The organism is Sphingobium abikonense NBRC 16140 (genome assembly GCF_001598335.1).
Lineage (GTDB): Bacteria > Pseudomonadota > Alphaproteobacteria > Sphingomonadales > Sphingomonadaceae > Sphingobium > Sphingobium abikonense.
In genome coordinates this window covers 97,470-115,188 of sequence record NZ_BCYT01000004.1, presented here as the reverse complement: position 1 = coordinate 115,188, position 17,719 = coordinate 97,470, and the positions used below count along the sequence as shown (strand labels likewise).

Genomic DNA, 17,719 nt, shown 5'->3' with positions numbered 1-17,719 from the left:
GGAAAGAGCCATGGGGAGCGTGCGCAAGGAGGGCCAGTTCGGAACCGACGAGGGCGCGCTCCGCATCCACCAGGCCATCGCCCGGGACTTGGGCACCGCCATTTTGACCGGCAAGCACAAGCCTGGCGATTTGTTCGAAGGCGAAATCGAGGCCGCCGAACGGCTTGGCGTATCGCGCACCGCCTATCGCGAAGCGGTCCGCATCCTCATCGCCAAGGGCATGCTGGAAAGCCGGCCAAAAGCGGGAACGCGCGTGCTTCCGCGTGCGCGCTGGAACGTGCTCGATCCCGAAATGCTCGCCTGGATGTTTGCCGGCGAACCCGACCGCGCCTTCATTCGCGACCTGTTCGAACTGCGTGGCGTCATCGAGCCGGCCGCTGCGGAATTTGCCGCCCGGCGGCGCACGGACGACCAATTGGCGGTCATGGATACGGCATTAGGTGAAATGCGGCGCTATGGCCTCTCCACGCCCGAAGGTCGCGCCGCCGACCAGCGCTTTCACCATGCGATATTGTCTGCGGCCCATAATGACGCTCTGGCCGCGCTGGCCAGTTCGGTCGGCGCGGCGGTCAGCTGGACCACCACCTTCAAGCATCGCAAGAAGCTATTGCCGCGCGATCCCCTGCCGGATCACCAAGCGGTCCGTAAAGCCATAGCCGCGCGCGATACGGCGGCAGCGCGCGACGCCATGGCGGAACTGCTCCGCCTCGCGCTGGCAGACATGGATATCGCGCTGTCGGAGTGAACGGACCTTGCCGTCGCGCCGTTGGCCAGGGAACCCCTTCTCCGGTTCGCGCGCTTGCCTTCCAATATCGGCAAGCAGGGGATCGGGATGACGGATATTGTAGCGCAGCAGGTCCACGCCGACGCGCCATGGCGGATACCGCCGCGCGGCTGGTGGGAAATCCTCAAACGCGTTTACGGCAAATTGTCGGCCAATCATATCAGCCTGTTGTCCGCAGGCGTCGCCTATTACGCCTTTCTGTCCATTGCTCCGCTGCTGCTTGCTGTCGTGCTGACCTATGGCCTGATCGGCGACCCGCAACTGGTGGCAGACAATGTCCGCTCCCTCATCACCGTCGTGCCGCAGGAAGCCGCGAAGCTCATCTACGAACAGCTCATGGCGATCGTGACCACCACCAAGCCTGCGGTTGGCCTAGGGCTGCTCGTTGCCCTCGCCTTTGCGGTCTATGGCGCGACGCGCGCGTCCTCCGCCACGATCGAAGCGCTCAACATCATCTATGAGCAGACCGAAGCACGATCCATTTTCGCCTTCTACCGTGTGTCCCTCGGCATCACATTTTCCGCCGTTCTGGTCGTCGTCGTCGGCGTATTGACCGCTTCGGTCATCGGCTTTCTGGAAACACTGACCAATGGCTGGGGCCAGATCGCCATTTTTCTGACCAAGGCGATCACCTGGGTGGTAGCGGGCATGTTCGCCAGCCTGATTTTTGCGCTCATCTACCGGTTCGGTCCGCACCGGCGCAAGGCGCGCTGGCGCTGGCTGACGGCGGGGTCGGTCACGGCGACCATCCTTTGGCTGCTCGCGACGCTGGCCGTCTCCTTCTACGTGTCGAAATTCGGCAATTATAATGAAACCTACGGCTCGCTCGGTGCGGTCGTCGTTCTGCAGCTGTGGCTGTACGTATCCGCCTTCGTCGTCCTGCTGGGTGCGCAGCTCAACCAGGAAGCCGAGCGTCAAACGACTGCCGACACGCAGATTGACGAGCCGCCGCCGCAATGACGATGGCGCGATAATCGCGCTTGCCCTGCCCGCTTCGCCACGCTAAAGCGCCCTCCTTCGCCGGCACAGGAGTGTAGCTCAGCTGGTAGAGCGTCGGTCTCCAAAACCGAATGCCGGGGGTTCGAGTCCCTCCACTCCTGCCAAGCGAACTGGCCGCGATCCCTTGATAATCCATGGGCTCGCGGCTAAGTGCGCAGGCGAAACAAGGTCGCGGAGCAGGCGGCCGCACCCCCGGACGCTGAAACAGGCGGGGTCGGGAGGGGCGGGCTGTTGCTTCGCGAATTGGCGTTGATACGAAGGTGAAAAGGCAAGCGATGGCGAAGGTTTCCCCCGGCGAATTCGTCAATCAGGTGAAGACCGAAGCGTCGAAAATCGTGTGGCCGACCGGTCGCGAAACGGTGATGACCGGCGTGATGGTCGTCATCATGACGTCGCTGCTGGGCATTTTCTTCTTTGGCATCGACACCTTCTTCGGCGCGATCGTCCAGTGGCTGCTGAGCCTCGCGGCCGGCCGGGCCTGATTGGGAGTATGAAAGAGTAACATGGCGCGCTGGTACATCATCCACGCCTATTCGGGCTTCGAAAGCAAGGTAAAGGAATCGATCCTGGCCGAAGCTGAGCGCATGGGCCTCTCCCAATTGGTCGAGCAGGTCGAGGTGCCCACCGAAACCGTGACCGAAGTCAAGCGTGGCAAGAAGGTTCAGGTCGAGCGCAAGTTCATGCCCGGCTATGTCCTCGCCAAGCTCAGCATGAACGACGACATCTATCACCTGGTGAAGAACACGCCCAAGGTGACGGGCTTCCTGGGTTCGTCGGGTAAGCCCCAGGCGATCAGCGAGAACGAGGCCGCCCGCTATTTTGGCGCCCAGAAGGAAGCCGAGGCCGCGCCCAAGCACAAGGTCAATGTCGATTACGAAATCGGCGACAGCGTCAAGGTGCTGGACGGTCCCTTCGCCAGCTTCAACGGCGTGGTCGAGGAACTGGATTTCGAAAAGAACCGGGTCAAGGTGTCGGTGTCGATCTTCGGCCGCGCTACCCCGGTCGAACTGGATTTCGAACAGGTCGAACTGTCGAAATAAGGACCATGCCCGTCCCTGGCGTAATCGCATGGGGACGAGCGACGTAATTTCCGGGCAACCGGAAATATCTGCGGGAGGGTTGCCTGTTGCAGCCTGCTTGACCGCTAAACTTGAAAGAGAGTGACAATGGCCAAGAAGATTACGGGCTATATCAAACTCCAGGTGCCCGCTGGAGCCGCCAACCCTTCACCGCCGATCGGCCCTGCTTTGGGTCAGCGCGGCGTGAACATCATGGAATTCTGCAAGGCGTTCAACGCCTCGACCGACAAGATGGACAAGGGCACGCCGCTGCCGACCATCATCACCGTCTATGCGGACCGTTCGTTCAGCTTCGTCACGAAGATGCCGCCGGCGACCTACCTGATCAAGAAGGCGATCAACCTGAAGTCGGGTTCCAAGGAGCCGGGCAAGGCCGTCGCTGGCAAGATCACTCGCGCGCAGCTTGCTGAAATCGCGCAGGTCAAGATGCCCGATCTCAACGCGAACGACATCGACGCTGCAACGAAGATCATCGAAGGCTCCGCTCGCGCGATGGGCCTCGACGTGGTGGAGGGCTGAAATCATGGCAAAGCTGACGAAGAAGGCGAAGGCTCTCGCCGCTGCCGTTGACCGCGAAAAGCTGCACGGCGTTGACGAGGCACTGGGCCTCATCAAAACTCATGCGACCGCCAAGTTCGACGAAAGCGTCGAAATCGCGATCAACCTGGGCGTCGACCCGCGTCACGCCGACCAGATGGTGCGGGGCGTCGTCACCCTGCCCGCCGGCACCGGCAAGGACGTTCGCGTCGCCGTGTTCGCCCGTGGCGACAAGGCCGAAGCCGCCAAGGCAGCCGGCGCCGAAGTCGTGGGTGCCGAAGACCTGCTGGAATCGATCCAGGGCGGCAATATCGATTTCGAACGCGTCATCGCGACCCCGGACATGATGGGCCTGGTCGGCCGCTTGGGTAAGGTTCTGGGTCCCAAGGGCCTGATGCCGAACCCCAAGCTGGGCACCGTGACCCCGAACGTCGCCGAAGCCGTGAAGGCCGCCAAGGGTGGTCAGATCGAATTCCGCGTCGAAAAGGCGGGCATCATCCACGCCGGTCTTGGCAAGGCGAGCTTCGCCGCCGAAGACCTGCGCAAGAATTTCGACGCCTTCGTTGACGCGATCGTCAAGGCGAAGCCGTCGGGTTCGAAGGGCAAATATGTCCGCAAGATCGCCCTGTCGTCCTCGATGGGCCCGGGCGTGAAGGTCGACGTGGCGGAAGTCGCTTCGGTCTGATCGGACGCCGATAATGCATGAAGGGGCCGCCTTCCCTCCTTGCGGGGGAAGGCGGCCTTCTTATTTTATGGGCGGAGAGGCAGCGAAACATCGCACGCCGCCTGCAAAAAGGGGGACACCCCTCCACCGGCCAACAAAAAGGCCGGTCCCCCTCCCCCGGCATGACGGGCGAGGATTTTGGAATCAGGGCTGCGACCAATCCCTGAGCGTTTCGAATGGGACGGAGCGCATGAAAGGTCTTGATGTATCCGTCGGGAATGGCGGGTCGCTATTTTTACCGATGGAATAACAAACATATGGCTTTTGAAACTCTCCCCGCGATCCTGTCCCAGGCGCTCGTCGCCAAGGGCTATGAGGCGCTGACCCCCGTTCAGTCCGAAGTGACGCAGGAGGAAGCGCATGGTCGCGACCTGCTCGTGTCGGCGCAAACCGGGTCGGGCAAGACGGTCGCCTTCGGCCTTGCCATGGCCAGCGAATTGCTGGGCGCCGAAGAGCGTCTGCCTGTCGCGGGCCTGCCGCTGGCGCTGGTGATCGCGCCCACCCGCGAATTGGCCTTGCAGGTCAGCCGCGAACTGGAATGGCTTTATGGCGCGGCGCGTGCGCGCATCGCGACCTGCGTGGGTGGCATGGACGCCGCGAAGGAGCGCCGGAACCTTAGCCATGGCGCGCATATCGTTGTCGGCACGCCGGGCCGCCTGCGCGACCATCTGGAGCGCGGGGCGCTGGACCTCAGCGCGATGCGCACCGCGGTCTTGGACGAAGCCGACGAAATGCTCGACATGGGTTTTCGCGAGGATCTGGAAGGCATTCTCGACAGCGCGCCGCAGGAACGGCGCACGCTGCTCTTTTCGGCCACCATGCCCAAGCCCATCGTGGCGATGGCCAAGCGCTATCAGAAGGACGCGCTGCGCATCTCGACGATGAGCGAGGAACGCGGCCATGGCGACATCAGCTACCAAGCGCTGACCGTCGCGCCGTCCGACATCGAGAATGCGGTGGTGAACCTGTTGCGCTTTCATGAGGCGGAGACGGCGATCCTCTTCTGCGCCACCCGCGACAATGTGCGCCACCTGCACGCGAGCCTCACCGAGCGCGGCTTTGCCGTCGTGGCTTTGTCGGGCGAGCATAGCCAGAATGAGCGTAACCACGCGCTTCAGGCGCTGCGCGACAAGCGGGCGCGCGTGTGCGTGGCGACCGACGTGGCGGCGCGCGGGATCGACCTGCCCTCGCTCAGCCTTGTCGTCCATGTCGAACTGCCGCGCGACGCGGAGACGATGCAGCATCGCTCGGGTCGCACGGGCCGCGCCGGCAAGAAGGGCACGGCCGTTCTGATCGTCCCCTACCCACGCCGCCGCCGCGTCGAATCTATGCTGCGGGGCGCGAAGATCCCCGTCGAATGGGGCACGCCGCCGAGCAAGGAAGCAATTCTGGAGCAGGACAATGCGCGCCTGCGCGCCAGCCTGATGGAACGCGCCGAACTGGACGAGGCCGACTGGGCGCTGGGGGCGGAACTATTGGCCGAAAAGAGCGCCAAGGAAATCGCCGCAATGCTGGTGAAGAGCGCGCGCGCATCCCTGCCAGCGCCCGAGGAATTGCTCGACCGCAGCGAGGCGCCTGCGCGCAACGACGGGCCGCGTCCGGGCTTTGAAGACACCCAGTGGTTCCGCATGGACATTGGCCGTCGCCAGAATGCCGATCCGCGCTGGATCCTGCCGCTGATCTGTCGCCGCGGCCATGTGTCGCGGCAGGACATCGGCGCGATCCGCATCACGACGAACGAAACGATGTTCGAGATTCCCAAAGCGATCGTCAGCCGCTTTACCTCCGCTCTGAAGCGCACCGGCGAGGCGAATGACGAGGGCGCCGATGTCGCCTTCGAGATGATCGAGGGCAGCCCGCGCGAGGAAGCGCGCCAGCATAAGCGCGCCGGTCGTTCCAATGATCGCGGACCGCGCAGCAATGATCGTGGCCCGCGTCCGGGCGGCTATGCGCCGCGTCCATTCAAGGGCGGCCGCAAAGGGCCGTCGCGCAGCCGCTGATCGACGCCATACCCTGTTCCTTAGGGCAGGATGGGATATTGAAGGGCCGTCGGTCATTCCATCGGGATGACCGACGGCCCTTTGCTTATCCCGATACTGGGCGACCAGTTGACACCTGACATCGCCGCCCTGCGCGTGGCCGACAAGGACGACAGCATCGTCCTGATGATGGAGGTGGCGGACGAGACGGTCTATGTGAAGCATCACAAGGCCAAGATCGCCTTCATCCTGTCCGCCATGCGTCATCATGCCGAACGGCTGCGCGCGCTTGGCTGGACGGTCGATTATGTGACGCTCGATGCGCCGGACAATAGTGGCTCTTTTACAGGCGAGGTTGCGCGCGCGATCGAACGCCACGCGCCGCGGGCTATCCACGTGACCGAAGCGGGCGAATGGCGGGTGCGGTCCATGCTGGAAAGCTGGGAAACCCGCTTCGCCATTCCTGTCACCATTCATGAGGATGACCGGTTCCTCTGTTCGCACGCCGAATTCGACAGTTGGGCGGCGGCGCGAAAGCAAATGCGTATGGAGTTTTTCTATCGCGACATGCGGCGCAAGACCGGCCTGCTGCTGACCGAGGCGGGCGAACCGGAGGGCGGGCAATGGAATTATGATGCGGACAATCGCAAGCCGGCCCCCGATCGCGACCTGCTGATGCCGCATCCGATCCGGTTTCGTCCCGATGGCGTGACGCAGGCGGTGCTGGAGATGGTTGCCGATCGCTTCGCCGACCATATTGGCAGCCTCGACCATTTTCATTTCGCGGTGACGCATGAGGAAGCGCTGCGCCAGCGCAAGCGGTTTCTGGACGAGGCCCTGCCGCGCTTCGGCGATTATCAGGACGCGATGCTGACTGACGAGCCGTTTCTGTGGCACTCGATCCTGTCACCCTATATCAACGCGGGCCTGCTCGACCCGCGGGAACTATGCCAAGAGGTCGAAGCGCGCTATCGGGCGGGCAAGGTGCCGCTCAATTGTGCGGAGGGTTTCATCCGCCAGATCATTGGATGGCGCGAATATGTGCGCGGTGTGTACTGGCATGAGGGGCCGGATTACGGGAAGCGCAACGCGCTGAAGGCACAGCGGGACTTGCCCGACTTCTACTGGACCGGTGGGACCGACATGCATTGCCTGGCCCAGGCGATCGGCCAGACCATCGACCATGGCTATGCCCATCATATCCAGCGATTGATGATCACCGGCAATTTCGCCCTGATCGCGGGACTGGACCCGCATCAAGTGCATGTCTGGTATCTGGAGGTCTACGCCGATGCCTATGAATGGGTGGAGATGCCCAATACCATCGGGATGGCGCTGTCCGCCGATGGCGGCTTGCTGGGCAGCAAGCCCTATGCCGCCGGGGGCGCCTATATCAATCGCATGTCCAATTACTGCGGGACATGCCGCTATGACGTGAAGAAGCGGGTGGGCGACGATGCCTGCCCCTTTAATGCGCTCTATTGGGACTTCATCGCGCGGAACGAGCGCACGTTTTCCCGCAATCCGCGCATGGCCATGCCCTATCGCAACTGGCAAAGAATGAAGCCCGAGGATCGCGAAGCGACCCGGGCGCAGGCGGCAAAATTCCTCGACCATCTGGCGTGATTCCCGGTCGCCTTGGTTGACAGCGGCGAGTCATTCCACTAACGGGCCACATTCCCGCGCGGGTCGACAGGATTTCCTCCTCGATGATCTGCGTAAAGCAGATTTGAACGAGAAGAGACAAGCCATGTTCGCTATCGTGCGCACGGGCGGCAAGCAGTATCGCGTCGCCGCCGGAGACAAGATCGTCGTTGAAAAGCTGGCTGGCGAAGCCGGCGACAAGGTCACGCTGGACGACGTCCTGCTGGCTGGTGACGGCGGCGACCTGAAGGACGCCGCCAAGATGACGGTCGCGGCCGAAATCATCGCGCAGGCGAAGGGCGAGAAGGTCATCGTCTTCAAGAAGCGCCGCCGCCACAATTATCGTCGCAAGAACGGCCACCGCCAGAATCACACGATCCTAAAGATCGTGTCGATCGGCGCCTGAGCCACAGCGTAGAATTTCGAGGAGTTTAGGTCATGGCACATAAGAAAGCTGGCGGTTCGTCGCGCAATGGTCGCGATTCGGAGTCGAAGCGCCTTGGCGTGAAGAAGTTCGGCGGTCAGGACGTGATCGGCGGCAACATCATCATTCGCCAGCGCGGCACCCGCGTCTATCCCGGCCGCAATGTGGGCATGGGCAAGGACCATACCCTTTTCGCGCTCGGCGAAGGCAAGGTGGTGTTCCACACCGGCAAGCTCGGCCGCAAATATGTGTCGGTCGACGCAATGGCCGAAGCGGCGGAATAACGGACGACTGATGACGGGTCGTCCTTGAAAAAGGGGCGATCCTTCCGGTGCAAAGGCCATTTGGCCTGACCCGGTGTCCAAGGGAATAAGGGGCGCTCCTGATTGGCAGGATGCGCCCCTTTTCCATGGGGCGAAACCTTCTTCAAAATTCCCTTAAACCTCTGGAACTCAACGCCTTCTCACGCGTCATGCGGGCGGGGAAATCAACCGGAGGAGACCGTCGTCAAGCCGTCATCATAGGCGGCTAGCGACGCGCACGAGAGGAGAGACGAGAATGTTCGCCCGCACCCCCCGGCTGTTGCTGCGGCCCGGCTGGATGGAAGATGCGCCGGCCTTGGCTGGAGCGATCAACGACCCTGCGGTCCTGCGCAATTTATCGCATGTGCCCAACCCGTATGGCGTGGAGGATGCACAGCGCTTCCTGGCCCTGCCCCACCACCCCCTGATGCCGCGGCTGCTGGCCTTTTCGCGCACGCGCGGCGCGCCTCGCCTGATCGGCGGCTGCGGCCTGCACAGGGGTGAAGATGGCGTGCCTGAACTGGGCTATTGGATTGCCCGCCCCTATTGGGGCCTAGGCTTTGCCACCGAAGCAGCGCGCGCCGTCGTCGGCATGGCGCGGGCCAGCGGCGTTGGCACCCTGCGCGCGGTCCATTGCGCCGACAATCCCGCGTCCGGCAATGTGCTGCGCAAGCTCGGCTTCCGTTTTACCGGCGAGACCCAGAGGCGGCACAGCCTGGGCCGAGGCACCATGGTCGATTGCCTGATCTTCGAACAAGATGAAGGCGGAGGCATGAATGATGATCCGGTAATGGCCGATTATGGAGACGACCTGCCGGTCGCCGCCTGACCCGACCGACAATGATTAAGCCGGGTGGCGATGTGACCGATTGCCACCTGCATCAAGCGACCGAGCGCATGGGGCGATCAAAAACGCGGGTGGGCGTTCCAGCAAGATGGGTGTCGACCAGGGGGGCGAAACCCAGCTTTTCCGCTACCTTGATAGAAGCGGCATTGTCGGGATGGATGATGCAGCGGACCGATGGCGCGTCGACATGCGCATCGGCCCATGTCAGCACCGCCGTCATTGCCTCCAGTGCGATCCCCCGGCCCCAGGCCTCGGGCGTCAGCACCCAACCAGCCTCCGGCACGCCGTCGAGTTCCGGCAGTGCCCGCGCGGCGCTCAGTAATCCCGCCTCCCCCAGAAAGGCGCCGGTTTCGCCATCCTCGATCGCCCACATGCCATAGCCCAGCATCGACCACATGCCGGCATAGCGCAGCAGTCGGAACCACACGGCCTGCGCATCCTGGGGCACGCCACCGATATGCCGTACCACCCCTGCATCGGCCCAGAGCGCACGGCAGTCGGCATAGTCCGCCACCATATGCGGGCGAAGGCAGAGGCGGGCGGTTTTCAGCGTGGGCGCGATCGTCATTGCAGGATTAAGATCGGAACCAGGCGCAGGGTCAAGTAGCCGTTGCCGACAGGTCGTCCATTTGGGCCGCTGCATAAGGCGTTTCTGCGCGGGCAATCAGATGCCGATCATCCACGGCCCAGGGATGGAAACCGGGTTGGAAATAGCGGAGCCATGGCAAGGCGACCCGCCGCATGATGCCCGGACGCAGCAACGCGTAGTGAAGCAACCCGCCCCATGCGGCAAGCCCTGTCACCCCGTCCTGCCGCAATAAATCCATCATGCCGCGAGCACGATGGTGCAAGAAATGGCGCGTCACGATCAGCATCATCACCGCCCTGACCCACCAGCGCCGGAAGCGCGGCCAGTCGCGGGTCGCGTGGCCCCAGATATCATGCGCCACCCCTTTATGCTCGATCTCCTCGACGGTGTGCCAGCGCCAGAGGGCGGCGACATCGGGATCGGCACCGTTTAGATAGCGCGGGTCGCGCAGCAGCTCATGCGCCAATATTGCGGTGAAATGCTCCAATGCCATGGTGGCGGCGAGCCGGATGATCGGCGGCCGCTGCTTTGCAAGGTTCAAAACCATCGTCACGTCAGCGTCCAGCCGTGAAACGTCATAGCCATGATCCGTCACCTGGGCATTGAACGCAATATGCTCCCGGCTGTGCGCGACCTCCTGCCGTGTAAATGCCGCAACTTCCCGCGCAAGCTGTTCAGGCGCGCCATCGCGAAATGCGCGCACGGATTCGATGAAAAAGGCTTCGCCGCGTGGGAAGGTGATCGACAGGGCATTGAAGAAAGCCGTGGCGATCGGATCGCCGTTCAGCCAATGTCGCTTCGTCCCGCGGTCCCGGCGAAAACGACGGTCGCGCGGGGTGATGATGAGATCGGCGGGTGTCACGGGACGCCTCCGTTACTTACTTACTGACATTTATGTAATTAAGAGTAACTGACACCCATGTCAATAAAACGCACCCGCCTCAGCCCGGACGAAAGCCGCCTCGCCGCCATGGAGGCAGCACGCGCGCTGCTGATCGAGGCGGGGCCGCAGGCAGTGACTTTGAAGGCAGTGGCCAGCCGGATCGATCGCACTCATGCCAACCTTCTCCACCATTTCGGGTCGGCGTCCGGGCTGCAAAAGGCGCTGGCGGCACATCTGGCCGAAACCATCACCGCCAGTATAGGCGAAACCGTGGACGCCGCCCGACGCGGCGAAGTGGGGCCGCGCGCTATCGTCGATATGACCTTCGATGCCTTTGACGCGCAGGGCGCCGGCGCGCTGGCGAGTTGGATGCTCGCATCGGGGAACGAAGATGCGCTCGACCCGGTGGTGGAGGCGATTCATCGGCTGGTCGATCGGCTCGCCGGCAGCGCGCTGAGCACGGATCTGGCGCATCTGATACGTGAACATACGCTGATGCTGGTCCTGCTCGCACTGGGCGATTCGCAATTGGGGGGGCCGATGGCCGCTGCGATCGGATTGCCGCGGTCCAAGGCGCGCGAGATAGCGACCCGCAGCCTTACCTCTGCCCTGATGCAGGAGGCCGCGACGATCGCAGAGCAAGCCAAGGTTTAACTTTCGCGCCAATGGGGCTATGGGCGCGCCATGCATTTCCTCGATCAAGCGAAAATCTATATCAAGTCCGGCTGGGGCGGTCCCGGCGCGGTCAGCTTTCGGCGCGAAAAATATGTCGAATATGGCGGCCCGGACGGCGGCAATGGCGGCAAGGGCGGCGACATCATCTTTGAAGCGGTGGCCGGCCTCAACACGCTGATCGACTTTCGCTACACGCAGCATTTCAAGGCGCAGCGCGGCCAGCCCGGCATGGGCAAGAATCGCTATGGCGCGGGCGGAGACGACCTGGTCATCAAGGTCCCTGTCGGCACGCAAATCCTGTCCGATCCCACCCCGATCGAGGGGACGGAGGATGAAGAAGACGGGTCGATGGAATATGAGCAGGAATTGCTCGCCGACTTCACCGAAGTGGGCCAGCGCATCACCCTGCTGCGCGGCGGCGATGGCGGCCGCGGCAACCTGTCGTACAAGACCAGCACCAATCGCGCCCCGCGTCAGCATGGCACCGGCTGGCCGGGCCAGGAAATGTGGGTATGGCTGCGGTTGAAGCTGCTGGCCGATGTGGGCCTCGTCGGCATGCCCAATGCCGGCAAGTCGACGCTCATCAATCAGGTGACGAATACCAAGGCGAAGGTCGGCGCCTATGCCTTCACCACCACAAAGCCGCAACTGGGCGTCGTGTTGCATCGTGATCGCGAATTCGTGCTGGCGGATATCCCCGGCCTGATCGAAGGCGCCGCCGAAGGCACGGGAATTGGCGATCGGTTCCTTGGCCATATCGAGCGCTGCCGGGTGCTGTTGCATCTTATCGACGCGACCGGAGACGATCCTGTCGACGCCTTCCGCATCGTGACCGATGAACTGGCGGCCTATGGCGGCGGCCTGGATGAAAAGCCGCAACTGGTGGCGCTCAACAAGGGCGATCTGCTCGGCCAGGAACTGATGGAAGACATTGCCAGCCAGTTGCGCGAGGAAGCCGGCGTCGAGGATGTGTTCATCATTTCGGGCGCGACCGGCGACGGCGTCGGCGCGCTGCTGGATGCAGTGCTGCCGATGTTGGATGCGCCGGCCCAAGGCGAGGAAGAAGACGCGCCCGAGGCCGAGAAACCCTGGTCGCCGATTTGATGGCCCCATAGCCCGCCTCCGTTCGGTTCAAGCTTGTCGAGAACGGTGCGCGGGGGTTCTCGACAAACCCGAACCGAACGGATTGTATTCCAGATCGCCATGTCATCCCTCTCCGGCTTCCCCCCTGCCCTGGTCCGCCGCCTCGTCATAAAGATTGGCTCAGCGCTGCTCGTCGATCCGGCAGGGCAGGTGCGCGTGGATTGGTTGCGCACGCTGGTCGCGGACATCGCGGCACGAAAGGCGGCGGGGCAGCAGGTCATCATCGTATCCTCCGGCGCCATTGCGCTGGGCGCCAGGCGGCTCAATCTGCCCAAAGGTGGACGCGGGTCGCTGGAAGACGCGCAGGCCGCCGCCGCCACCGGACAGATCGCACTGTCACAATGCTGGGCAAGCCTGCTCGATCAGCAAGGCATCACGGCCGCGCAGATGCTGGTGACACTGGACGACCTGGAAAACCGGCGGCGCTACCTTAATGCGTCAGCAACGCTGGAGCGGCTGATGACGCTTGATGTCGTGCCCGTGGTCAATGAAAATGACAGCGTGGCGACGGCCGAAATCCGGTTCGGCGACAATGATCGGCTGGCGGCGCGTATCGGACAGGCGGCACGGGCTGACGCGGTTGTCCTGCTTTCCGATGTCGACGGGCTTTACACCGCCAACCCGCAGGTCGATGCGACCGCCATGTTGATTGAAACGATCGAGACGATCGACGCGCGGATCGCGGCGATGGCGGACGGTGGCTCTGCGTCGGGTATGGGATCAGGGGGCATGGTGTCCAAGATCCAGGCCGCCCGCATCGCAACCGGGGCGGGCGCGCATCTGGCGATCATCTCCGGCAAGGTCGACGCACCGCTATCGCATTGGGCGAATGGCGGCCGTGGCTCCATCTTTCTGGCCGCACAGGGCAAGGGCGCGCGCAAGGGCTGGCTGGCAGGCCGGTTGACGACGCAGGGACGGGTCATCGTGGACGCGGGTGCCGAACAGGCGCTGGCCAAGGGCAACAGCCTGCTGCCGGCCGGGGTCGCGCGCGTCGAGGGCTTCTTCGACCGTGGGGATGTCATCGACATCGTGGCGCAGGACGGTCGCGTGATCGCTCGCGGGCTGATCGAATATGACAGCGCAGCAGCCGCGAGGATTGCCGGTCGCCGCAGTGAGGATATTCCCGCACTGCTGGGCGAAATGCCCCGGTCGGTGCTGGTCCATCGCGATCATCTGGCGATGATCTGAGCCATGGCACCGTTTCGCATCGCCATGACCGGCGCGACCGGATTTGTCGGCAAGGACGTGCTGGAACAGGCCTTGGGCGAGGGCCTGCGCGTCAACGCCTTGACGCGACGCGCGCAACCGCCCCGCGCCAGGCTGAAATGGGTGCCGGGATCGCTGGATGATGCGGCCGCTCTCGACACGCTGGTGCGCGATGCCGACGCCGTCATTCACATCGCTGGCGTCGTCAACGCGCCCGGCCGAGCCGGTTTCGAAGCCGGCAATGCACGCGGCACAGTGGCGGTCATCGACGCCATGCGTCGGCGCGGCATCCGCCGCCTGGTGCATATATCCTCCCTTGCCGCGCGCGAACCCGAATTATCGGATTATGGCTGGTCGAAGGCGCTGGCCGAACGCCATGTGAAGGCGAGCGCGCTCGATTGGACGATCGTGCGTCCTCCCGCCATTTATGGCCCCAATGATCGCGAAATGCTGGAACTGTTCCGCATGGCCAAGCGCGGGATCATGATGCTGCCCCCCGGCGGGCGGTTGTCGGTCATCCATGTCGGTGATCTTGCGCGGCTGTTGCTGGCCGCGGCGAAGGAAACCGAAAACAGCCTCGCCCGCACCTACGAAGTTGATGACGGCACGCCGGGCGGATGGGATCATCACGACTTTGGCGCAGCGATTGGCCGAGCGGTCGGACGGCAGGTGCGAACTGTGGCGACGCCGCGCTGGGCATTGGGCATGGCGGCACAGGTGGACCGGATGATCCGCGGGGGCAAGGCAAAGCTGACCCCCGATCGCGTGGCATATTTCTGCCATCCCGACTGGGTGGTCGCGCCGAAGATGCAGCCGCCTCGCCGCTTGTGGATGCCTCAAGTCCCGACCGAGGATGGCCTGAAGGCAACGGCCACGGCCTATCGGGAAAAGGGCTGGCTCTGATCTTGGGTTAACAGATAGCGGAACCGTTACGGTCAGCGGACGCTTGGGTTCCCATGACCGAACGCATGCCCCCTTCCGAACAGCCCAGTGCCCGCCGCCTGCAACGCGCGGGATGCTGGGTCGTCGGCCTGATCCTGGCGATCGTCATCGTCATCTTCCTGGCCCGCAACATCTGGCATGGCGAGGAATTGCATCAGGATCAGGTCACTGGCGACGCCAACGTCACCCAGCATACCGGCAAAAGCTACGACTGAAGCCTCAGCGATCCTCGGGCGCGGGCTGCTTGGCGCGCTGTTCGGCAAGAAAGGCGCTGATCGCCTGCCCGCTGGCATTGAGCAGCGGATAGGTGCGCGCGTCGCTCAGCCAGTCGGGCCGGCGCGCGCCGCTGCCATAGAATGTGTCGTAGACGAGGCTGAAGGCGAGGAAGATCAGCGTCGCGCCGATCAGGCCCTTTACCGCGCCGAAGCCTGCGCCCAACACCCGGTCGACCGGCCCTAGTATCGATTGGCGCGTCCGTCGACCGATCGCGTGGGCGAGCAGCTTGCCCGCACCGAAGGTCACGCCGAACACCAATATGAGCGCCAGAACGGCCGCGCCGCTGGGCGAACCGACGAAGGCGCTGAGCAGCTCGGCGGCCGACGCATGAAAGAGACGGATCGCGAAGATCGCCAGCACCCAGGCGATCAGCGACAGCGTTTCCAGCACGAAACCGCGCAACAGGCCCAGCACGGCACAGCCGCCGATGGCCAGCAGAACAAGAATATCGACGGCGTTCATCGCCTGCGTGGCTATCCGCGTCCCAGCATCTGGTCAACCAGCTGCGCGAGCGTCCGAAAACCGCTCACCGCTATACCCTTGACGCCATCGCTGGCGGACGCCGGCACGAAGGCGCGGTTGAACCCCAGTTTGGCGGCTTCGCGCAGGCGCAGCGGCGCATGTGCGACGGGCCGGATCTCGCTGGACAGGGCCACCTCGCCGAACAACACGATATCGGCGGGCACCGGCCGCTCCGACAGCGCAGAAATCAGCGCGGCCGCGACGGCGAGGTCAGCCGCCGGATCGGACAGGCGATAGCCACCCGCGACATTGAGATAGACTTCGGCCGTCGAAAAGCTGAGGCCACAGCGCGCCTCCAGTACGGCCAGGATCATCGCCAGCCGGCCGTTATCCCAGCCAACGACCGCGCGGCGCGGCGTTGCGCCACTGGAAAGGCGCACCACCAGCGCCTGTATCTCCACCAGCACCGGCCGCGTTCCTTCCAGCGCGGGAAAGACGGTGGCGCCCGTTACGGTCTCGTCCCGGTTGGTGAGGAACAAGGCGGACGGGTTGGCGACCTCCTCCAGCCCCTCGGCCACCATCGCAAAGACCCCGATTTCATCCGTGCCGCCAAAGCGGTTCTTGACCGCGCGCAGGATGCGATATTGGTGGCTGCGCTCGCCTTCGAACGCCAGCACGGTATCGACCATATGTTCCAGCACGCGCGGCCCGGCGATGCTGCCATCCTTGGTGACATGCCCGACCAGAATGAGCGCGGTGCCGCGTTGCTTGGCGAATTTGATCAGTTCCTGGGACGAGGCGCGCACCTGGCTGACGGTGCCGGGCGCGCCCTCGATCAGGTCGCTGTGCATCGTCTGAATGGAATCGATGATGAGCAGCGCGGGTGGCGGCCCTTCCCCCAGCGTGGTCAATATGTCGCGCACGGATGTCGCGCTCGCCAGTTGGACCGGCGCGGTGCCAAGGCCCAGCCGCTGCGCCCGCAGCCGCACCTGATCGGCCGCTTCCTCGCCGCTGATATAGGCGACCGACAGACCGCGCATGGCGATGCGCGCCGCCGCCTGGAGCAGCAGGGTCGATTTGCCGATGCCCGGATCGCCGCCGATCAGCGTTGCGGAGCCATGGACGATGCCGCCCCCCAACGCCCGGTCGAACTCGGCAATGCCGGTGCTGGTGCGCGGAGGCAGTTCGACCGCACTGTCGAGGCCCACCAGCGTGATCGCCCGGCCGCCATTTTGCAGGTCATGGCGCGCGGAAAAGACCGTCTCCGCCGCCTCCTCGACAATGCTGTTCCATTCGCCGCAATCTTCGCACTGCCCCTGCCATCGGCTGGTGACAGTACCGCATTGCTGACAGACGAATTTGCGCTTTGCCTTGGCCATGGCCTGTCATGGCGAAACACACGGAACAATTCAAGAACGATTGCCTGTCCCATGGAAACATCGCGCACGCTCGGGCATTTGAAACGGCATGAAAACGATCCGCGTCGCTAGTTACAATATCCGCAAGGCCATTGGCACCGATCGGCGACGCGTCCCGGAACGGGTGCTCGAAGTTTTGGGCGAGGTGGACGCCGACATCGTCGCATTGCAGGAAGCGGACCGGCGTTTCGGCGTGCGATCGGCCGCCATTCCGCCGCTGCTGCTCGACACGTTGAGCGGCTATAAACCCGTGCCGCTCAACATCCAGACCGACTCCATGGGCTGGCATGGCAATGCCATACTGGTGCGCAAGGAGGCGGAGATCGGCGCGCATGACGTGTTGCATCTCCCCTATCTGGAGCCGCGTGGCGCGACCATGGCCGAAGTCACGGCAAAGGGCATGACAGTACGCGTGTTCGGGATGCATCTCGACCTGTCGGGACTGTGGCGGCGGCGGCAGGCGGCGGCGGTCATCCACGCCGCTGCACAGGGCGACCGCTTGCCCACCATCCTGATGGGCGACCTTAACGAATGGAGCGCGAATGGCGGGTGCCTAGCCGATTTCAGCCGGCATTATAATTTCGCTCCGTGCGGCCGAAGCTTCCACGCCCGCCGCCCCGTGGCGCGGCTGGATCGCATCATGCATTGCGACCGGCTAACTTTGAAAAGTTGCGGCGTCCACGAAAGCGCCGCCGCGCGCAAGGCGTCCGATCATCTGCCGATCTGGGCGGAACTCACAATTGACTGACGTCACTGGACGGGATGGCGGCCGATCATCGCCCTCGACAATAGCCTTTGCCTCTGCG

General features: G+C 63.7%; 21 protein-coding genes and 1 tRNA gene. 18 read left to right on the top strand and 4 right to left on the bottom strand.

Annotated elements, in window-relative coordinates; all coding sequences use genetic code 11:
* The first annotated feature begins 10 nt into the window (after positions 1–10).
* From SAB01S_RS06145 to SAB01S_RS06090, 12 genes are all read left to right on the top strand, one after another.
* Positions 11–745, top strand: coding sequence for a FadR/GntR family transcriptional regulator (locus SAB01S_RS06145; RefSeq protein ID WP_062732213.1), 735 nt, complete (start codon positions 11–13; stop codon positions 743–745).
* Between the two features lie 87 nt (positions 746–832).
* The gene (locus tag SAB01S_RS06140) at positions 833–1,744 is read left to right on the top strand and encodes a YihY/virulence factor BrkB family protein (protein WP_062732362.1); all 912 of its coding nucleotides are present in this window, start codon (positions 833–835) and stop codon (positions 1,742–1,744) included.
* Between the two features lie 67 nt (positions 1,745–1,811).
* A tRNA-Trp gene (locus tag SAB01S_RS06135) sits at positions 1,812–1,887 on the top strand.
* Between the two features lie 171 nt (positions 1,888–2,058).
* Positions 2,059–2,265: a preprotein translocase subunit SecE gene (secE, locus tag SAB01S_RS06130; RefSeq protein ID WP_021226905.1), complete on the top strand. Its 207-nt coding sequence runs from the start codon at positions 2,059–2,061 to the stop codon at positions 2,263–2,265.
* Between the two features lie 21 nt (positions 2,266–2,286).
* Entirely contained in the window at positions 2,287–2,823 is a 537-nt protein-coding gene (nusG, locus tag SAB01S_RS06125) for a transcription termination/antitermination protein NusG (protein WP_062732212.1), read from the top strand.
* A 126-nt stretch (positions 2,824–2,949) separates the two neighbouring features.
* On the top strand, positions 2,950–3,381 hold the full coding sequence (gene rplK / locus SAB01S_RS06120; protein ID WP_009822423.1) for a 50S ribosomal protein L11: 432 nt from the start codon (positions 2,950–2,952) through the stop codon (positions 3,379–3,381).
* Positions 3,382–3,385: 4 nt separating this feature from the next.
* The gene (gene rplA, locus SAB01S_RS06115) at positions 3,386–4,084 is read left to right on the top strand and encodes a 50S ribosomal protein L1 (protein WP_021226903.1); all 699 of its coding nucleotides are present in this window, start codon (positions 3,386–3,388) and stop codon (positions 4,082–4,084) included.
* Positions 4,085–4,380: 296 nt separating this feature from the next.
* Positions 4,381–6,123, top strand: coding sequence for a DEAD/DEAH box helicase (locus tag SAB01S_RS06110; protein WP_062732361.1), 1,743 nt, complete (start codon positions 4,381–4,383; stop codon positions 6,121–6,123).
* Positions 6,124–6,189: 66 nt separating this feature from the next.
* Entirely contained in the window at positions 6,190–7,728 is a 1,539-nt protein-coding gene (locus SAB01S_RS06105; RefSeq protein ID WP_062732211.1) for a cryptochrome/photolyase family protein, read from the top strand.
* A 124-nt stretch (positions 7,729–7,852) separates the two neighbouring features.
* Positions 7,853–8,152: a 50S ribosomal protein L21 gene (gene rplU, locus SAB01S_RS06100; RefSeq protein ID WP_021226900.1), complete on the top strand. Its 300-nt coding sequence runs from the start codon at positions 7,853–7,855 to the stop codon at positions 8,150–8,152.
* Positions 8,153–8,184: 32 nt separating this feature from the next.
* Positions 8,185–8,454, top strand: coding sequence for a 50S ribosomal protein L27 (rpmA, locus tag SAB01S_RS06095; RefSeq protein WP_009822431.1), 270 nt, complete (start codon positions 8,185–8,187; stop codon positions 8,452–8,454).
* Between the two features lie 274 nt (positions 8,455–8,728).
* Positions 8,729–9,301 (top strand): GNAT family N-acetyltransferase, encoded by a 573-nt coding sequence (locus tag SAB01S_RS06090; RefSeq protein WP_062732210.1) that lies wholly within the window; start codon positions 8,729–8,731, stop codon positions 9,299–9,301.
* Positions 9,302–9,353: 52 nt separating this feature from the next.
* On the opposite strand, the gene SAB01S_RS06085 is transcribed toward SAB01S_RS06090, so the two are convergent.
* Together SAB01S_RS06085 and SAB01S_RS06080 are read right to left on the bottom strand one after the other, a co-directional pair.
* A complete protein-coding gene (locus SAB01S_RS06085; RefSeq protein ID WP_062732209.1) occupies positions 9,354–9,887 on the bottom strand; it encodes a GNAT family N-acetyltransferase in 534 nt (177 codons plus the stop codon).
* Between the two features lie 31 nt (positions 9,888–9,918).
* Complete coding sequence (locus SAB01S_RS06080) at positions 9,919–10,770, bottom strand: metal-dependent hydrolase (protein ID WP_062732208.1); 852 nt, start codon at positions 10,768–10,770, stop codon at positions 9,919–9,921.
* A 57-nt stretch (positions 10,771–10,827) separates the two neighbouring features.
* Here SAB01S_RS06080 and SAB01S_RS06075 point away from each other — a divergent pair, with 57 nt between their 5' ends.
* The 5 genes from SAB01S_RS06075 to SAB01S_RS06055 all read left to right on the top strand — a co-directional run bounded on the left by SAB01S_RS06075 (position 10,828) and on the right by SAB01S_RS06055 (position 14,972).
* Positions 10,828–11,445, top strand: a complete 618-nt coding sequence (locus SAB01S_RS06075) for a TetR/AcrR family transcriptional regulator (protein WP_062732207.1) — start codon at positions 10,828–10,830, stop codon at positions 11,443–11,445.
* 30 nt (positions 11,446–11,475) lie between these two features.
* The gene (gene obgE / locus SAB01S_RS06070; RefSeq protein WP_062732206.1) at positions 11,476–12,570 is read left to right on the top strand and encodes a GTPase ObgE; all 1,095 of its coding nucleotides are present in this window, start codon (positions 11,476–11,478) and stop codon (positions 12,568–12,570) included.
* A gap of 99 nt (positions 12,571–12,669) precedes the next feature.
* Positions 12,670–13,797 (top strand): glutamate 5-kinase, encoded by a 1,128-nt coding sequence (gene proB / locus SAB01S_RS06065; RefSeq protein ID WP_062732205.1) that lies wholly within the window; start codon positions 12,670–12,672, stop codon positions 13,795–13,797.
* A gap of 24 nt (positions 13,798–13,821) precedes the next feature.
* Positions 13,822–14,718 carry an NAD-dependent epimerase/dehydratase family protein gene (locus tag SAB01S_RS06060; protein ID WP_062732360.1) on the top strand — a complete coding sequence of 299 codons (897 nt, stop codon included), beginning with the start codon at positions 13,822–13,824 and terminating at the stop codon, positions 14,716–14,718.
* A 53-nt stretch (positions 14,719–14,771) separates the two neighbouring features.
* Positions 14,772–14,972 carry a hypothetical protein gene (locus SAB01S_RS06055; RefSeq protein WP_083951193.1) on the top strand — a complete coding sequence of 67 codons (201 nt, stop codon included), beginning with the start codon at positions 14,772–14,774 and terminating at the stop codon, positions 14,970–14,972.
* A 4-nt stretch (positions 14,973–14,976) separates the two neighbouring features.
* Here SAB01S_RS06055 and SAB01S_RS06050 read toward each other — a convergent pair whose 3' ends face one another.
* Positions 14,977–15,495 carry a CvpA family protein gene (locus SAB01S_RS06050; protein ID WP_062732204.1) on the bottom strand — a complete coding sequence of 173 codons (519 nt, stop codon included), beginning with the start codon at positions 15,493–15,495 and terminating at the stop codon, positions 14,977–14,979.
* A gap of 11 nt (positions 15,496–15,506) precedes the next feature.
* Complete coding sequence (radA, locus tag SAB01S_RS06045; protein ID WP_062732203.1) at positions 15,507–16,874, bottom strand: DNA repair protein RadA; 1,368 nt, start codon at positions 16,872–16,874, stop codon at positions 15,507–15,509.
* A gap of 88 nt (positions 16,875–16,962) precedes the next feature.
* Between radA and SAB01S_RS06040 the strand changes: the two genes are divergently transcribed.
* Positions 16,963–17,661: an endonuclease/exonuclease/phosphatase family protein gene (locus tag SAB01S_RS06040; protein ID WP_062732202.1), complete on the top strand. Its 699-nt coding sequence runs from the start codon at positions 16,963–16,965 to the stop codon at positions 17,659–17,661.
* The last annotated feature ends 58 nt before the right edge of the window (positions 17,662–17,719 follow it).

Coding starts and splice junctions, on each gene's coding strand:
- obgE (WP_062732206.1), top strand. CDS start 11,476: ATGCATTTCCTCGATCAAGCGAAAATCTATATCAAGTCCGGCTGGGGC.
- SAB01S_RS06055 (WP_083951193.1), top strand. CDS start 14,772: ATGACCGAACGCATGCCCCCTTCCGAACAGCCCAGTGCCCGCCGCCTG.
- rplU (WP_021226900.1), top strand. CDS start 7,853: ATGTTCGCTATCGTGCGCACGGGCGGCAAGCAGTATCGCGTCGCCGCC.
- nusG (WP_062732212.1), top strand. CDS start 2,287: ATGGCGCGCTGGTACATCATCCACGCCTATTCGGGCTTCGAAAGCAAG.
- rplA (WP_021226903.1), top strand. CDS start 3,386: ATGGCAAAGCTGACGAAGAAGGCGAAGGCTCTCGCCGCTGCCGTTGAC.
- radA (WP_062732203.1), bottom strand. CDS start 16,874: ATGGCCAAGGCAAAGCGCAAATTCGTCTGTCAGCAATGCGGTACTGTC.
- secE (WP_021226905.1), top strand. CDS start 2,059: ATGGCGAAGGTTTCCCCCGGCGAATTCGTCAATCAGGTGAAGACCGAA.
- SAB01S_RS06140 (WP_062732362.1), top strand. CDS start 833: ATGACGGATATTGTAGCGCAGCAGGTCCACGCCGACGCGCCATGGCGG.
- SAB01S_RS06060 (WP_062732360.1), top strand. CDS start 13,822: ATGACCGGCGCGACCGGATTTGTCGGCAAGGACGTGCTGGAACAGGCC.
- rplK (WP_009822423.1), top strand. CDS start 2,950: ATGGCCAAGAAGATTACGGGCTATATCAAACTCCAGGTGCCCGCTGGA.
- SAB01S_RS06075 (WP_062732207.1), top strand. CDS start 10,828: ATGTCAATAAAACGCACCCGCCTCAGCCCGGACGAAAGCCGCCTCGCC.
- SAB01S_RS06145 (WP_062732213.1), top strand. CDS start 11: ATGGGGAGCGTGCGCAAGGAGGGCCAGTTCGGAACCGACGAGGGCGCG.
- rpmA (WP_009822431.1), top strand. CDS start 8,185: ATGGCACATAAGAAAGCTGGCGGTTCGTCGCGCAATGGTCGCGATTCG.
- SAB01S_RS06050 (WP_062732204.1), bottom strand. CDS start 15,495: ATGAACGCCGTCGATATTCTTGTTCTGCTGGCCATCGGCGGCTGTGCC.
- proB (WP_062732205.1), top strand. CDS start 12,670: ATGTCATCCCTCTCCGGCTTCCCCCCTGCCCTGGTCCGCCGCCTCGTC.
- SAB01S_RS06090 (WP_062732210.1), top strand. CDS start 8,729: ATGTTCGCCCGCACCCCCCGGCTGTTGCTGCGGCCCGGCTGGATGGAA.
- SAB01S_RS06040 (WP_062732202.1), top strand. CDS start 16,963: ATGAAAACGATCCGCGTCGCTAGTTACAATATCCGCAAGGCCATTGGC.
- SAB01S_RS06085 (WP_062732209.1), bottom strand. CDS start 9,887: ATGACGATCGCGCCCACGCTGAAAACCGCCCGCCTCTGCCTTCGCCCG.
- SAB01S_RS06105 (WP_062732211.1), top strand. CDS start 6,190: ATGACCGACGGCCCTTTGCTTATCCCGATACTGGGCGACCAGTTGACA.
- SAB01S_RS06110 (WP_062732361.1), top strand. CDS start 4,381: ATGGCTTTTGAAACTCTCCCCGCGATCCTGTCCCAGGCGCTCGTCGCC.